General features: G+C 29.8%; 15 protein-coding genes. 12 read left to right on the top strand and 3 right to left on the bottom strand.

Annotated features, from left to right (window positions below; all coding sequences use genetic code 11):
• Positions 1-14 precede the first annotated feature (14 nt).
• Entirely contained in the window at positions 15-1,469 is a 1,455-nt protein-coding gene (gene cls / locus KPL44_RS16020) for a cardiolipin synthase (protein ID WP_216252327.1), read from the bottom strand.
• 315 nt (positions 1,470-1,784) lie between these two features.
• Here cls and KPL44_RS16015 point away from each other — a divergent pair, with 315 nt between their 5' ends.
• Both KPL44_RS16015 and truA read left to right on the top strand, forming a co-directional pair.
• Positions 1,785-3,323, top strand: coding sequence for a YiiX/YebB-like N1pC/P60 family cysteine hydrolase (locus KPL44_RS16015; protein ID WP_216252325.1), 1,539 nt, complete (start codon positions 1,785-1,787; stop codon positions 3,321-3,323).
• A 135-nt stretch (positions 3,324-3,458) separates the two neighbouring features.
• Positions 3,459-4,196 (top strand): tRNA pseudouridine(38-40) synthase TruA, encoded by a 738-nt coding sequence (gene truA / locus KPL44_RS16010; protein WP_216252324.1) that lies wholly within the window; start codon positions 3,459-3,461, stop codon positions 4,194-4,196.
• A gap of 93 nt (positions 4,197-4,289) precedes the next feature.
• Here truA and KPL44_RS16005 read toward each other — a convergent pair whose 3' ends face one another.
• A complete protein-coding gene (locus tag KPL44_RS16005) occupies positions 4,290-4,475 on the bottom strand; it encodes a hypothetical protein (RefSeq protein ID WP_071610988.1) in 186 nt (61 codons plus the stop codon).
• Positions 4,476-4,584: 109 nt separating this feature from the next.
• Entirely contained in the window at positions 4,585-5,445 is an 861-nt protein-coding gene (locus KPL44_RS16000) for a putative ABC transporter permease (protein ID WP_216252315.1), read from the bottom strand.
• Positions 5,446-5,615: 170 nt separating this feature from the next.
• Here KPL44_RS16000 and KPL44_RS15995 point away from each other — a divergent pair, with 170 nt between their 5' ends.
• The 10 genes from KPL44_RS15995 to KPL44_RS15950 all read left to right on the top strand — a co-directional run bounded on the left by KPL44_RS15995 (position 5,616) and on the right by KPL44_RS15950 (position 16,697).
• On the top strand, positions 5,616-6,191 hold the full coding sequence (locus KPL44_RS15995; protein ID WP_216252314.1) for a nucleoside recognition domain-containing protein: 576 nt from the start codon (positions 5,616-5,618) through the stop codon (positions 6,189-6,191).
• A gap of 71 nt (positions 6,192-6,262) precedes the next feature.
• On the top strand, positions 6,263-6,781 hold the full coding sequence (locus tag KPL44_RS15990) for a spore maturation protein (protein WP_216252371.1): 519 nt from the start codon (positions 6,263-6,265) through the stop codon (positions 6,779-6,781).
• Positions 6,782-7,279: 498 nt separating this feature from the next.
• Positions 7,280-9,220, top strand: coding sequence for a methionine--tRNA ligase (gene metG, locus KPL44_RS15985; RefSeq protein WP_216252313.1), 1,941 nt, complete (start codon positions 7,280-7,282; stop codon positions 9,218-9,220).
• A gap of 47 nt (positions 9,221-9,267) precedes the next feature.
• A complete protein-coding gene (locus KPL44_RS15980) occupies positions 9,268-10,785 on the top strand; it encodes a DUF445 family protein (RefSeq protein ID WP_216252312.1) in 1,518 nt (505 codons plus the stop codon).
• 207 nt (positions 10,786-10,992) lie between these two features.
• Positions 10,993-11,760, top strand: coding sequence for a TatD family hydrolase (locus KPL44_RS15975; protein WP_216252311.1), 768 nt, complete (start codon positions 10,993-10,995; stop codon positions 11,758-11,760).
• Positions 11,761-12,041: 281 nt separating this feature from the next.
• A complete protein-coding gene (locus tag KPL44_RS15970) occupies positions 12,042-13,082 on the top strand; it encodes a 3D domain-containing protein (protein ID WP_216252310.1) in 1,041 nt (346 codons plus the stop codon).
• Between the two features lie 197 nt (positions 13,083-13,279).
• Positions 13,280-13,843 (top strand): ribonuclease M5, encoded by a 564-nt coding sequence (gene rnmV, locus KPL44_RS15965; RefSeq protein ID WP_216252309.1) that lies wholly within the window; start codon positions 13,280-13,282, stop codon positions 13,841-13,843.
• Entirely contained in the window at positions 13,824-14,660 is an 837-nt protein-coding gene (gene rsmA, locus KPL44_RS15960; RefSeq protein WP_216252308.1) for a 16S rRNA (adenine(1518)-N(6)/adenine(1519)-N(6))-dimethyltransferase RsmA, read from the top strand. The genes rnmV and rsmA overlap by 20 nt, the downstream gene beginning before the upstream one ends.
• Before the next feature lie 77 nt (positions 14,661-14,737).
• A complete protein-coding gene (locus KPL44_RS15955) occupies positions 14,738-16,003 on the top strand; it encodes a DUF7922 domain-containing protein (protein WP_216252304.1) in 1,266 nt (421 codons plus the stop codon).
• 109 nt (positions 16,004-16,112) lie between these two features.
• Entirely contained in the window at positions 16,113-16,697 is a 585-nt protein-coding gene (locus tag KPL44_RS15950; protein ID WP_216252302.1) for a PsbP-related protein, read from the top strand.
• The last annotated feature ends 148 nt before the right edge of the window (positions 16,698-16,845 follow it).

The following is a 16,845-nucleotide window of genomic DNA, read 5'->3' as shown; positions in this document are numbered from 1 at the left end:
TTGGGTGTTATTTATTATAGTATTGGAGAAAGTAATCGAGAAATAGATTCCTTGAATTTAACAATAAAACTTCTGTTAGTATATTTTTTTAGAGTTAGTTCATCACAAGATTTTAAATCATCAATAAAAAAACGATCTAAGTCAGAAGTGATCTCTTTATCATAAATAAAAGCATTAATTTCGAAGTTTAAAGTGAAGCTTCGGATATCTAGATTTGCTGTACCTACAGAGCTTATAGATTCATCAATAGAGAGAAATTTACTATGAAGAAAGCCCTTGGTATAGGTATAACATTTGACACCAGAATCGAGAAGATCTCCCATATAAGATGTAGAAGCCCAATATACAAAGGGATGGTCTGGTTTACTCGGTATAATTATACGGACATCTACCCCAGACAAGGATGCTATCCTTAAAGCCTCAAGTATACTGTCATCTGGAATAAAGTAAGGAGTTTCTATATAAATATTTTTTTCAGCTTTACTTATCATTTTTAAATAGCCATTTTTAATAGAATTCCAAGTGGAATCAGGACCACTTGAAACTATCTGGAGACCTGTTTTCCCAAGGTGAGGTCTATGAGGGAAATATTTATCATCGAAAACAGAATTTTCTTTTGAAGCAAATCGCCAATCCATTAGGAAGTGCAATTGTAGTGCATCAAGTGCATCTCCTTGTATGAATAAATGTGTATCTCGCCAAAATCCGAATTTTTTAGAAAGTCCTAAATATTCGTCTCCAATATTAAAACCACCGATATAACCATACTTACCATCAATAGTACATATTTTACGATGGTTTCTAAAATTTACACGAAGATTTATATATGGAAGAAAAGGTGGGAAAAAACATGAAACTTTTCCACCAGCTTCTATTAAAGGAGCAAAAAAATTCTTATGCACCTTAAGGCAGCCCATACCATCATAGAGTAATTTTACCTCTACTCCTTCTTTGGCTTTCCTACATAGAATTTCTAAAATAGTTCCTCCTAAATTATCATTTTGAAATATATAATACTCCATATGAATAAATATTTTTGCGTCTTCAAGGTTTTTTTTTAGTTGATCAAATTTTGATTTACCATCGGTAAATATAGTGACATTATTATTATTAGTGTAGAAGGAATTATCGCTACACAGATTGAGTTTCATCACATCAGAATATTTACTTAAAAAGGGATTAGTTTTAATTAGAGCATCGTTACTCAAAAATTCTTTTTGTTTATTTATAATTGAGGTGAGATTTTCCTTTTCTTCTTTCTTTAGTGAAAATAATTTCTTTCTTTTTAAATTTTGACCAAGAAATAGGTATAGAATAAAGCCTATGCTAGGCAAAAACAGTAATACCATAAGCCAAGTCCAAGTACTTGCAGGGTTTTTTCGCTCAAGGAATACAACTGCAAAGGCAAAAAGTATATTAATAATAAATAATAAATTTAAAAAACGTAATATTAGTTCATTTGTAAACATATGAGCCTCCAGAAAATCATTTTATCTTACAATTTGTCGTACAGTGATAGTATACATATAAATGAATAAAAAGAAACATTGAAAATTCGAAAAAGGTAAAAAAAATAGAAATATTTCAATTATATAATTTATATATTAAAGGAATAGTGAGTTCTATGGTATAATAATATTTAATTGACAAATTCAATTTATGGGCGGGGTATGTACTTAATTGAAATTTAGCTATATTAATAATATATGTCATTTTTTTATTTGTGCATGGAGATTTAAAATAAAATGTTGCTTTAAAATGAAAAAGGAATCGAGGATAATGATATGGGCTTAGTTCATCGAACAGTTGATGAGGAAATAAAAAAATCCTTAGAGCTTATAAAAGAATTAGAACATGTGATGAGTGAGATTCAAAGTAATGAAAGCCTATTTATTTCAAATATTCAAAATATGTCATTAGTCGATAAACAAAACATATTAGATAAATGGATTAGTTATGTAAGGTGTTATAATGAATTAAATGATATTAGAGAAAAATATAAAAATAAGCTTTTATTTAAGAATACTTCAGATTCTTATAATAAGTATAAAAATATATTATTAATTTATGCATCAACCATAGCAATACGTAAAAACTCTGTTTTGCTCGTAGGTGTCATAGAGAAAAACAAGTATTTGGTGTCAATGCTAAATGAACCTAGAGCTGAATACAACATTAATAAAAAACAATATTATTATATTACACAAGAAATTACGGAAATATCTTATATGATATCTCTGTATAGAAATAAGCATTATTTTGATTTTAAGGTTAATTACTATAAGGTTTATGAATTTGAAAGAGATGAGTGTGAAGCACAATTATTAGATTACGCAAGTTATAATTATTTGAATGTTATTAAACTTGTAAGGAACCATAGAAACATTGTTAAAAACAATATGATAGATTTTTTTGGAAAAAATGTTTTTGATTTTTGGTTTCCATTCCAAAAATGGGTTGCTATAAGTATTACTGGTGTTGATTATTCGAGTAGAAAAGAAAAATATATTAGTAATGAAGATATCAATATTTTTAAAGAGGAATTGGTACCGGGGGATGTTCTTTTAAAAAGGAATAATTATCAGCTAACGAACATAGGACTTCCGGGATTTTGGACTCATACAGGTATTTATATAGGTTGTTTGGAAAAATTAGATGAGTATTTTGGCGATATGTTATTGGGAGAGTGCTTGTGCGTATCAGAGTATATAAAGGTAATATATCCTAAAGTATATGATAGTTTATGGAGTGAAGAGGTAAATAATAGAGAATATATTATTGAAGTTATTGCTCCAGGTGTTGTAATAAGTCCTTTAGATGCCATTGCAAAGGTAGATTATTTTTCTGCTCTTCGCCCTAGACTATCAAAAGAAGATAAACTAAAGGCATTATTTACGGCTTTTGAATCTTTAGGAAAGGCATATGACTACAATTTTGACATTATGACAGATAATGCTTTGTTTTGTAGTGAACTAATTTACAAATCATATTTAAGTTCAAGTAATAAAAAAGGAATTACATTTGATCTTCAGCCTAAAGTTGGTAGATTATTACTTTCACCTAATAGTATTATTGAAAAATTTGATTCAGAATTTAATACTGAAAATGCTGAATTCGATTTTGTAGTGTTTTATGATGGTAATGCAAGGGAAGGAAAGGCTATAAGGAGAAATGCGACTGATTTAAAGAAAACTTGGAAGCTATCTAGGTGGAAGATGGTAAAAAGTAGAGTTGTTTTAGATGCAGAAACAAGGTATCCTATAGTAAAATTAAGTTCAGTATTGTCAAAACTTAAAATTATATTGTATGGTATGTTTTATTAATAAAGATATATGTCTATAATATAAGAAATGAATTAAAAGAGAATCAGAGATGTTGTAACATTAATGACTTAAGAAGGAAGTATCCTTTTTAAATGTCATTAAATTCTAAAATAGAAGGTAGGATAAATAATAAATATGAGAAATATAAAAATTGTAATTGAATATGATGGTACTAGGTATAAAGGATGGCAGAGACTTGGAGACAGTGATAATACAATTCAGCACAAAATAGAAGCAGTTTTAAGCAAGATGGCAGAAGAAAACATTGAAATAACTGCTTCTGGAAGAACTGATGCAGGAGTACATGCATCAAACCAAGTTGCTAATTTTAGAACGGACTGTACAATGCCTACACATAAAATGCGAAGTTATTGTTATGAATTTTTACCTGAAGATATTGTAATAAAAAGCGTTGAGGAAGTAGATCTTAATTTTCATGCTAGATATAATGCAAAGGTTAAAAAGTACATATATAATATATGTAATAATAAAGTACATGATGTATTTACCAGAAAATATGATTACCATGTACCATTACCATTAAATATTGAAAAAATGAGAAAAGCAGCAGAAATTTTAGTAGGGGAACATGATTTCCAAAGTTTTACTACACTTAAAACTAAGAAAAAATCTACTATAAGAACTATTTATACAATAAATATTATAAATGAAGATGGAAATATAGAAATTAGTGTTCAAGGAAATGGATTTATGAAGAATATGGTAAGAATAATAGTTGGGACACTTGTTGAAGTAGGACTTGGTGAGCGAGATGCAAACGAGATTAGTGATATATTAGATAAAAAAGAAAGAAAATATGCGGGACATATCGCACCAGCTAAAGGGTTGTTTTTAGAAGAAGTAGATTATTAAAAATTAATTTAACTTAATAAATATAAAACAAAAGCGGCACATAAGTTAATACTTATGTGCCGCTTTTGTTTTATATTATAAAGGCAACATTAACTAAAGGATACCTTCATTTTTTAAGATGTTTTCAATTTCATCAACTTTTTTAGAAAGCGTATAAAAACTTTCTTTTAATATGTTTTTTGAAATAGGAGTTTCTTTTATGCTTTTTTCTAGCGACTCTATAGTGTCGAGTGCATCATCAATGCCCTTTTGCGCAAGTTCAAGATTGTTTTCTTTCATTTTAGGTCTCCTTAACTTATCTTATTTTAATATATACTATCAAATCCTAACATTAGTAATTGTTAATTTCAAGCTGAAAATGATTTTTGACTTTTGTAATTTGATAAAATCAACCTTTTTTATCATTATGAATTATGTGTTTAACATCTTTGAAAATAGCTTCTAAAGCTTTGAATTTAAGGTCGGGGAATGCTTTTATAAGTCGTGAATAATCAGGATATTTTTTTATAAACAAAGAATCATATTTTATTTTAACTTCTTTTACAATATTCTCAATGTCGGATTTTTTCTTACACATTTTAGTTTCAGCAAGATCTATCAATTGATCCAATTTAATTCTTAACTCAGGTATACTTTTAGTATTACCTAAATTTGATTTAAAATCTAAAAACTTATCAGTTAATTCTGAATATGAAGTAATTAATTGGGTTAAAAGAGACTTTAGTTTGAGTATAGTAATTATGGTAATTATAAAATCTAAAATGAAATATACTAAAGTAATATAAAAAAGGAATACACCAGGATTTGGAGGTATTAAATTCACTATGTATTCAATATAGGGATGGATTACTTTAAGTATTAAAATTGAAATGAACCCCCATATTATAGAGAATTTTAAGCATATCCTTCCATGGAGATTGTATGGCTCATCGCTATAATCCCACCAAGTACTATCGAATGTAGTTTCTAAAATATAACCCGTTATATATTCAATGATTGAGGTTAAAAATATTGAACCTAAAAGGAGAAAAATATAATTATTTTCAATAGGTTTTAATAAAACGATTATAGATAAGATAGCAAAACCATAAATAGGACAAAATGGTCCAAGTAGGAAGCCTCTATTAACAAATTCTTTTTTACGAATTGTGGCATATACTGTTTCAAGACACCATCCCATGAAGGAATAGACAATAAAATAACAAAATAGTGAAAATACATTAAAATTTAGTAAAGTTATATCAATCATAAATTAACTCCTTCTGAAATGTCGTTAAACAAGAAAATGATAACATAAAATTTGCTTTTTTTATAGTGTATAAAATGAACAAAATATTAATATATGCAATTTTATAGAATTAGCTACATATATATTAATAAAACAATGATAAATCAATTTAATATCTAGGAGGAAAATACATGATAAATATCATATGGTTTTTAATTTTAACACTCGGAATAGTTATTGGAATGCTTACTGGAAAAGGAGAAATTGTGTCAAAGGCCCTTGTTTCATCTACAACTAGTTCTGTGGAACTAGTTGTAGGTCTTGTTGGAATGATGTGTCTTTGGTGTGGGATAATGGAGATTGCACAAAAAAGTGGATTGACTGATAAATTAGCAAAGGTACTTAGGCCGATTTTAAAAATGATGTTTAAGGAAACTTCCAAAAATAATAAGGTTATGTCTAGTATTACTATGAATTTAACAGCCAATATGATGGGGCTTTCTAATGCAGCCACGCCATTTGGAATAAAAGCCATGGAAGAGATGCAGAAAATGAATATAGAAAAAGATACAGCTAGCAATGACATGGCTTTATTCTTAGTTTTAAATGCTGCATGCATTCAGTTTTTACCTACTACAGTAATATCTATAAGAGCGGCATATAATTCACAAAATCCAGCAATTATTATAATACCAGCAATTATTACAACCGGTGTTGCTTCAGTATTAGGTGTAGTTTATTGCAGGATATTACAAAAATATTTTTAGAAAGATAACCTCTTTACAGGTATATGAATCTAAATGGAGAGTGAATAAATATGGTGATTATAGGGAGTTTAATGTCGTATATGTTGAAAGGAATAATTCCAATTATTATTGTTTTGGTGGTAACTTATGGAGTTATTAAAGGAGTGAAGGTTTATGAGTGTTTTGTGGAAGGTGCAAAGGATGGAATAACAATTTGTCTGAAAATTTTTCCTTACCTTTTGGCTATGATTATAGCTGTTAATGTTTTTAGAGCTTCAGGGGCTTTAGATTTTTTTGTTTGTTTAGTAACACCGGTTGTTAAGTTCATTGGGTTACCTCCGGAAGTTGTTCCTTTAGTTTTAATAAAACCGCTCTCAGGTAGTGGCGCTCTAGGAGTATTTACTGACATTGTAAGGCAATATGGAGCGGATAGTTACATAGGACGTGTGTCATCTATAATAATGGGGTCAACGGAAACTATTTTTTATACACTGACAGTATACTTTGGAGCTGTAAATATAAAAAAAATCAGGCATACGTTACTAGCAGCAATACTCGCAGATATAACAGCAGTTATAATGGCTGTTAACTTAGCTAAGTTTTTCTTCTAAAGATATTTCCGGAGCGACTTGCTTATTATAGTATAATTTTATATTTTTAGGATAAAATTATTGACATAGTGAATTATTTGCAATACAATTATTAGTGAATAAATGCAATGATGAGAAGAGTAATAAGCTGAAATGTTAAAAGAGAACTGCAGCTGGTGAAAAGCAGTAGCAAGGTAGTTTATGAATATGGACTCTAAGCAGATTATCCAAATAAAAATTATAAAAGATTATTGTGATGATAGGCTTTTTTATTTATTTATTAAGGTAATACGGTAGCAACCGTTATATTGACAGGTGATGTTAGTCACCCATTGAGATCTTTATAGTGATGTAGGGATGAATTAGAGTGGTAAAACGTTAAATACGTCTCTAAACAGAAGGCTTTTTCTGTTTAGAGATTTTTTTTATTTACCGGGAAATTAATAGTGTAGCTTCAAAGAGATTAACAGTTTCGAACATAATTGTAACTAATTTAAATATGAGAGGTAGGAGAAATTTATGAATAAAAAAACTTTTTACATTACTACACCAATTTATTATCCATCAGCAAAGTTACATATCGGTAATACATATACAACTGTAGCTGCAGATGCAATTGCTAGATTTAAAAGGCTTACAGGTTATGATGTAATGTTTTTAACAGGAACTGATGAGCATGGTCAAAAAATCCAAAGAATAGCTGAGGAAAAAGGAGTTACACCAAAACAGTATGTAGATAAAGTGGTAGCCGGAATACAAGAATTGTGGAGTATGATGGATATAAGTTACGATAAGTTTATAAGAACTACTGACGAATATCATAAAAAGGCTGTTCAAAAATTATTTAAGCAGTTATATGATCAAGGGGATATATATAAGGGTGCATATGAAGGTTGGTACTGTACTCCGTGCGAATCTTTCTGGACAGAAACCCAAGCAGTAGATGGGAAATGCCCTGATTGTGGAAGACCTGTGGAGAAAGCTAAGGAAGAGGCGTATTTCTTTAAAATGTCTAAGTATGCAGATAAACTTATAGAATACATTGAAACTCATCCGGATTTTATACAACCAGAATCAAGAAAAAATGAAATGATAAATAACTTTTTAAAACCTGGTCTTCAAGATTTATGTGTTTCAAGAACAACATTTAACTGGGGTATACCTGTAGAATTTGATCCAGGGCATGTTATATATGTATGGGTAGATGCTTTATCTAACTATATAACTGCGCTTGGATATAATGGTGAGGATACAACTCTATATGATAAATATTGGCCTTGCGATATACATTTAATAGGTAAAGATATATTAAGATTTCATACAATTTATTGGCCAATAATGCTTATGGCTCTAGGGCTACCTCTTCCGAAACAAGTATTTGGTCATGGATGGCTTCTTTTTGATGGCGGAGTAAAAATGTCAAAATCTAAAGGAAACGTAGTAGATCCTGTAATACTAGTTGATCATTTTGGAGTGGATGCTGTAAGATATTATTTGCTTCATGAAATACCATTTGGTTCTGATGGAATATTTACTAATGAAATATTCATAAAGAAAACAAATTCAGACCTAGCTAATGATTTAGGTAATTTATTATCTAGAACAGTAACAATGATAGAAAAATATTTTGATGGAGTTATACCAAAACCAGATGAAAAAGCTGATGTGGATAATGAACTTATAGAACTTGCTCTGTCAATTCCAGGTAAGGTAGAAAATGCAATAGATGACCTTAAAATTCCTGAAGCACTCGATCATGTTTGGACACTCATTAGGCGTACTAACAAGTATATAGATGAAACAACTCCATGGATCCTTGGAAAAGATGAAACGCAAAAGGGAAGACTAGGCACAGTACTTTACAATTTAGTAGAATCATTAAGAATGACATCAGTATTGATATCGGCATTTTTACCTACTACAAGCAAGAAGATAAATGCTCAAATAAATACCGATGTAATTACATGGGATAGTTTATCATCATTTGATGGAACTATAGCTGGAACAAAAGTTAACAAAGGTGACGTAATGTTCCCAAGAATAGATGTAGAAGCTAAAATAGAGGAACTTAATGTCCTTGTAGAAGAAGAAAGAAAACTAGCAACGAAACCTACAATGTTGCCAATAAAAGAAGAAATCACTATAGAAGATTTTGACAAAATAGATATGAGAGTTGTTAAAGTATTGGAATGCGTGCAAATGAAAAAAACAAAAAAACTTCTAAAGTTAAAAGTAGATTTAGGTGGGGAAGTAAGACAAGTAATTTCGGGAATAGCTATGAATTATAAACCAGAAGATCTGATTGGAAAGTATGTAGTATTAGTAGCTAATTTAAAGCCTGTTAATTTAAGAGGCGAATTATCACAGGGAATGATAATTGCAGCTTCAACAGATGACGATAGTAAGCTATTTGCAATATCTATACCTGGTGAGTTACCAACTGGAAGCACAGTAAGGTAGATTTATAAATGCTTATATATTACTGGAAATTATGAGGAGGAAATAACATGAAGTTTATTATAGGTTCCTTAATTGGAGCCATCATCGGGTATATAACTAATTGGTTAGCTATAAAGATGCTGTTTAGACCACATAAAGAAATTAGAATATTTAATATTAAAGTACCATTTACGCCAGGTCTTATTCCAAAGGAAAAGTCTAGAATTGCAAGGAGCGTAGGTGAATCTATAGGTCAGCATCTTTTAACAAAGGAAACAATTTTGAAATCTTTATGTAGTGAAGAGATGGATCATCAATTGGATAATTGGGTGCAAGGTAAAGTTAGCATTATGAAAAATAGCAATGCTACAGTAGAAAGTGAGCTAAAGGACATATTAGGTGATGAATATTGTAATATTACCCAAAGTACTATAAGTAATGTTTCAAAATCACTTATAAACTATATAAACGATGTGGAAGTTAGAGGTGCTATTGCTAAGTATGTATATGCACAGATAATGTCAGAATTAAAGGCAAAACCACAAGCTATTTGTGAAAGTGAATTATACAATTCAATAAAAAACAAAGTATTAACTTTAGCTATAGAGTATAAGGATTCACAAGATTTCTACAAAGGTATTCAAAATATGTTAAAATCTAAGGTCGCTAAATTAGTGGTTTTAGACAAAAAAATTGAAGATGTTATACCCGGTGAGATAACAAATAACTTAAAAGTATATGTTTATGGTAAAAGATATAATATTGCTATGGAAATAAAAAAAATGATTAAAGAAGAAAAAAACAGTGAAAAATTAAGACAAATTGTTGATGAAACAATATCGACTAAACTAAGTCCAATGATAGCAATGTTTATCAGTAAGGATAGCGTTTTTGAAAAAGTTGTAATTGGTATAGATGAGTACTTGGATAATGTAGAAAATCATAATGACATTGCTCTAATTATTAATGATATAATAGATAAATTGCTTAAAAATTCAATATCTAGTGTTATTTTTGATTTGCCAAAAGAGGGAATTGATAATGTTATTGAACCATTAATTAATTTGTTTACAACAAAAATTGTAGATAAAGAACTTATTCTAAGTACTTTTGAAAAACTTGAGAGTAAGTTCAATAGCTACATATCTGTTGCAGAATTGCTCGAAAAGACAGGTATAGAATACAAAAATGTAATAGAGGGACTTATAAAGAGTCGAATAAATAGTATTATTGAAAATGAGTCTACTAAATCGAAGATTAATGAAATAGTAGGTGTAATGATTAATAGATTATTACATACAGAGATGAAATCAATATTTAAAGGAGAGGGAGATAAGGTTACCCAATCCGTTTCTAAAGTGGTTAAAACAGTATATAATAAATTCATAGAGAATAAGGCGCCAGAAGTAATTGAAGTGTTAGATATAGCCAAAATAGTCGAAGAAAAAATCAATGAATTCGATGTAGCTTTTTCAGAGAGAATTATACTCGAAATAGCGAGTAAAGAGCTTAATGCTATAACTTGGCTTGGAGCATTACTTGGTGCAATTATGGGATTATTATCACCTATACTAGGTTCAATGTAGTATATTATTTATTATTAAGCAAAAGTCACTTCCGCTAGGAAGTGGCTTTTACTTATTTCAATGTTAGTGATATAATATCTAACATATATTTGGAGTATATTTTAAATCTATAAGTAAATAGAAGGGATGGTGAAAGCTGTTATTAAATTACACCCTAAAGTAGCTTATATTAAAGAGTTAAATTAGTGATTTAATGCAGTAGATATTATGATATTTGATTCACATGCACATTATGATGATGAAGCTTTTAATGAAGATAGAGAAAAGGTAATAATGGGGTTAAATGATAAAGGGGTAATAGGAGTATTAAACTGCGGGGCATCACTTGAGGGCGCAAGAATATCAGTACAATTATCCAATAAATATGATTTTATATATTCAGCAGTTGGAATACATCCTGAATATGCAAATATTGTTAATGATGAAGTTATTTGCGAATTAAGAGATTTAACGCATCAGCCAAAAGTTAGAGCTATTGGGGAAATAGGACTAGATTATCATACTGAAGAAAATCCGGATAGAGAAATACAAAAGAGAGCATTTAAACTTCAAATGGAACTTGCAAAAGAACTTAAATTACCGGTGGTTATACATGATAGGGATGCTCATAAAGATACTTTGGATATACTAAAAGAATTTCCAGAAGTGACAGGCGTAATTCATTGTTTCTCTGGAAGTGTTGAATTCGCGAGGGAGTGTTTGAAGCTCGGTTATTATATAGGATTTACTGGAGTTATAACTTTCAAAAATGCAAAAAAAACAGCTGAGGTTGCAAGAGAGGTACCAATGAATAGAATACTCGTAGAAACAGACTGTCCATACATGGCACCGGTTCCTCTAAGAGGGAAAAGGAATGAATCTGATTATATTAAATATATAATAGAAAAAATATCAGAGGTTAAGGAGAAAACTATCAAAGAAATTGAGGATGCAACAATTTATAATATAAAACATTTGCTAAAAATATTAAAATAGAGTAGAATAAGTAATACTTAATAAATGGAATATTTTTACATTGATATATTTGTAATTAAAATTAGATCTAAGACATATAATTTTAATGGCAAATATTGTTTTGCTGGTTTACCCTCAGGACTGGGTTAATTAATTTATTCTGTAATTATAATTAAATATTATAATTGTATGCATAATGATGCATTATCAGTCAAAACTTAGAGCAATGGGTCGTAAATTTGACATATTTGTTGCTTCAAGGTATAATACCCAAGTGCTCTTGACTAAGGGAGGGAATTTTTATGATGAAAAACGCGAAGAATAACATCAAGAACTATTTTTCGAACGGACCCAAGACAGTTTTTGTAGTAATGCTATTAGTAATGTGCGTTACGGTGACTATATTTAACATGAAAAAAGCTATATCTGTTATTGTTGATGGTAAGGCTATACAAGTTGTTACTTTAAAAAGTAATGTTACACAAATACTAAAAAGTAATAATATAGCATTAGGGGCAAAGGATCAAATAACAGTTAGTTTAGACAGTAAAGTAAAAGACGGAGATAAAATATATATAAAAAAGGCTGTAAATGTTAAAGTAGAAGTTGATGGAAAAAAATACAATATTCTAACTGCTGAAAATACAGTAGAAGATATGCTTAAAGCAGAAAAAATTGTATTGAGTGGAGCAGACAAAGTTAGTCCATCAAAAAGCAAGGATTTAACATCTGGGTTACAAGTGGTAATAACAAGAGTAAATACCAAGACACTTGATGAGACAAAAGCAGTAAACTTTGCAACCGAAATCAAAAATAGTGATGAGCTAGATAAGGGTGTAAAGAAAGTCATTCAAAAGGGCAAAGCAGGTCAGAAGGTTATTACTTCATCTGTTGTCTATGAAAATGGAAAAGAGATATCAAGAAAATTAGTTAGTGAAAAACTTAAATCAGAGCCTGTTAAACAAATAATTGCATTAGGAACTACTAACGTTTATACCGCATCTCGTGGAGGAAACGTTCGTTACTCGAGGAAACTAAATGTAAGGGCAACAGCATATACTGCTGATTATAGTTGTACGGGCAAAGGTCCGGATGACCCTGCATTAGGTATAACATCCACTGGGGCACGAGCAAAAAGAAACGCTGATGGATATAGTACTATAGCTGTTGATCCTACTGTTATCCCTCTAGGTACTAAAGTTTATGTAGATGGATATGGATATGCCATTGCAGAAGACATAGGCGGGGCTATAAAGGGTAATCACATAGATTTGTATTTCGATTCCAGTGATGAGATGTGGGGTTGGGGAGCAAAAAATGTTAGTATCTATATTATGGAATAGGAGCATAAGCTCCTTTTTTTTGTCTTATAGTTTATTATTAATAAGTAAAATGGTATTATAGATACAGTATTAGAAGGAAATACTAAGAGAGTTCTTATTATAATTATATAATAGTGGATATGTTCTTAGTTTGGTATAGCACTTGAGATTACAGTTATTATTTGGAATCTCTCGCGTTAAATAGCAAGGGGGATAATATGATTAAAGAAGTTATAGTAGTTGAAGGAAGAGATGATGTTACAGCGGTTAAAAGAGCAGTAGAGGCTGAACTCATTTCCGTAGGCGGATTTGGAATTAACGAAAAGGTGATTAACAAAATAAGAGAAGCTCAAAAGAGAAAAGGCGTAATAATCTTTACTGATCCAGACTTTGCTGGAGAAAAAATAAGAAGAATTATTACTAAGAGGGTAGCGAATGTAAAACATGCGTATATATCTCAAAAAGAAGGAACTAAGGATGGAGATATAGGCGTTGAAAATGCATCACCTGAAACAATATTAAGAGCACTTGAAGCTGCAAAATTTGAATTGCAAGAAAAAAGAAAAGAATTTGATGTTCATGATATGATATTTTTCAAATTAACAGCGGATAGCAAGGCAAGGGAAAGAAGAGATTCTCTAGGGAATGAATTAGGTATAGGGTACGGAAATGCGTCACAATTTTTGACTAGGTTAAATAACTACGGAATCATAAAAGAAGAGTTTATAGAGGCTTTAGAAAAAATAAACAAGGAGATGAATTATGGCAGATTTGACGATTAGTGAAGTTAGTAAAAAATATGAGTTTAGGTTTAAAAAAGGGTTAGGTCAGAATTTCTTAATAGATGATTCTGTGCTCGATGATGTTGTAGATGGTGCAGAAGTTAATAGCGATGATTTCGTTATAGAAATAGGACCAGGATTTGGTACATTAACTAGAGCTCTTTTAAGGAGAGCTAAAAGAGTTTGTGCTATAGAACTAGATGATAAACTTTTGCCGATACTAGAAGACGAGCTAAAAGAGTTCGATAATTTTGAACTTATACATAATGATGCTTTAAAAGTAGATTTTGATGAATTAATTGGGGATGAAAAGTCCGTAAAATTAGTTGCTAATTTACCATATTATTTAACGACTCCAATAATTGTTAAATTACTTACTGGAGGTTATAATTTTAAATCTTTAACTATAATGATACAAAAGGAAGTTGCGCAGAGGATAGATTCAGAGCCTAATTGCAAAGCTTACGGAGCCTTTTCAATATTAGTTCAGTACTATTGTGATACGAAAATACTTCGTCTTGTGCCACCAACAGCATTTTTGCCTGAACCTAAGGTAGAATCTATGGTTATAAGATTAGATAGATTAAAAGAGCCTAAAGTTAAGGTTAATGATGAAGCTTTATTTTTTTCTATAGTAAGAAAATCTTTTAATATGAGAAGAAAAATTTTATGGAATTCTGTTAAGGATATAGGGATTCCTAAAGAAGAGTTACTAAAATGTTTTGAAAAAGCAAATATTGATCCTAAAAGAAGAGGAGAGACTTTATCTCTTGCGGAATTTGCATTGCTTTCTGATGAAATAGGATTTATAAAATAAATTTCAATATGTTGTTCATTTTTGATTACATACTTCATATATTATAATGAATAAGTTTTATATGGAGGTAAAAGAAGGTGACACCTAAAAAAAATTATAGTAGGTATTTCATTATATTACAAGAAGATGAAAAAGGCTATTCATTAGAAGCTGATAAAATTCCTTCTGGTTATGCAAAGCTTGAAATGAAAAACAATAAATGTAAAATTTCATACTATGTACAAAACCTAAGGAAAGAAAAACAACCTTATTACATGATTTTAATATGTGGTAAAAAAGATGTAAACAAGATTATAAAAGTTGGTAAATTGAACATAGACGATCATGGTAGGGTAGACATTTTTCATGAATATGATATGGATAATATAGCGGACACAGGTATTAACGCTGAAAAAATTATTGGAGCCGCAATTGTAAAATTTCTTGATAACAATGTGATTTCAATAATGAGTGGATTTTCAACAACTGAAAAACCAAATGAATGGAAAAGTTATAAACTAGCGGATTCTAATAAGGAAACTAAAGAAACTAGAACAAATGAAGTGAAAAATGAGTTTGATGAATATGAACAAAGTATCGAAATAATTAAGGTTAAGAGCGACGAAGCACTTAAACATTTAGAGGTTCAAGAGAATATAGGTAAAAAAGCAGAAGAAAAGAAATCGGATGTTGTTGAAGAAACAAAAGTGGATACTGAGCAAAGGATTAAAGCTAATGATATTTTACATTTAGAAGGGCAGAATAATGTAGATGAAGAGTTAGATGCTGAAAGTCCAATACATGTAGAAGAAAGAGTTGAAGCGGGGAATCCTGAATCTGATTTTGAGGATATAAATAGAAATAAGGATAAAAAGAACTGTAAAGAAGATAAAAAACAAAAGGACTGTGAGTGTAAGGATAATAATGCTTATAAAGCTGAATATCCTAAAGGTGCCATGGGCAATTTCTTTAAGGCAGTAGCGAAAGATTTCACCCAAGTACCTGATTTCACTAAGGAAATCAAGTGGTGTAAATGGTATAAGGTACCTGTGCATAACTTAGAGAATATGTATGATTTGAGTGACTATAATAAATATACCATAGCATATTACCCTATGATTTGTTATTACCCATATATTAGAAATTGTAAATCATTTATGCTAGGATACAAATGTGATTCAAGTGGAGAAATGAAATATATAGTTTATGGTATACCTGGAAGTAGAAATAAAGCCCATCAGCCCTATGGAGGCAAAACTGGTTTTGTGACTTGGATCGCAGATAAGGGAAATGATGAAATGGGACATTGGTTAATGTTTTATGATTTCAAAAATTCTACAGTTGTTGTCCCTATAAAAAAGTAATATAGAAAGAATAAAATGTGTGGCTATTATTTAGTCACACATTTTATTTTTTAATATTCTTATACTATTTATCATATAGTATATTAATATTAATATTTGGGGGGAACCATTGAAGATTATATTTATAAACAGAAAAAAAGTTGGCATTATAGTAATAGTTCTTGGGCTTATGATTACCTTACTCGGGATATCAAAACAATTTGATCAAAAGTTAAAAATGACTATTCTTGTAGAAAACAATATTAAGTTATTGGATGATTATGTAGTTATAAATGGGAAAGCAAGTTATAAATTGCCTAAGGGATGGACAACAAAGGAAAAGAAATTTTCAGGAGATGAGATTCTATACCACAACGATTTTCAATCATCCGATGCTGTAATTCATGGATTCGTAGAAGTATGGAAGGGGAGAAAGGACTTAAAATCATTTTTAGATAATAGTAAAAACATATCAGAGGTACAAAATAAAATTAAAAGTTATAAAATGAATGAAATTACTATTAATGGCAAGAAAACATATGTAATACAATACTTAATTAATGTATCGGACAATAATTGGTATAAGTCCTATGAATATTTTATTGATGATGGTGAAGAGTTTTATAGATTTTCATTTTTCATAAGGAATGTTAATTTTAAAGAAACCTACGGCGCTATTTTTGAAAGCATAGTTGAAACGTTAAAAATTCGATGAAATTAATTATATTTGCTTTAAATTTTTTAGTGTATTATAATTTATCTAATAAGATTTGGGGAAATAGAATTATAGGAGAAGTGTTATGCTTCTCTTAGTGTTTTGTTGTAATAAGTGGATAGAGTGAATCGAATAAAAGCACAAGTTT

Source organism: Clostridium sp. DSM 17811 (genome assembly GCF_018861905.1).
GTDB classification, from domain to species: Bacteria; Bacillota; Clostridia; order Clostridiales; family Clostridiaceae; genus Clostridium_AD; species Clostridium_AD frigoriphilum.
The sequence above is the reverse complement of the archived record's forward strand: the minus strand, read 5'-3'. Positions and strand labels throughout refer to the sequence as shown.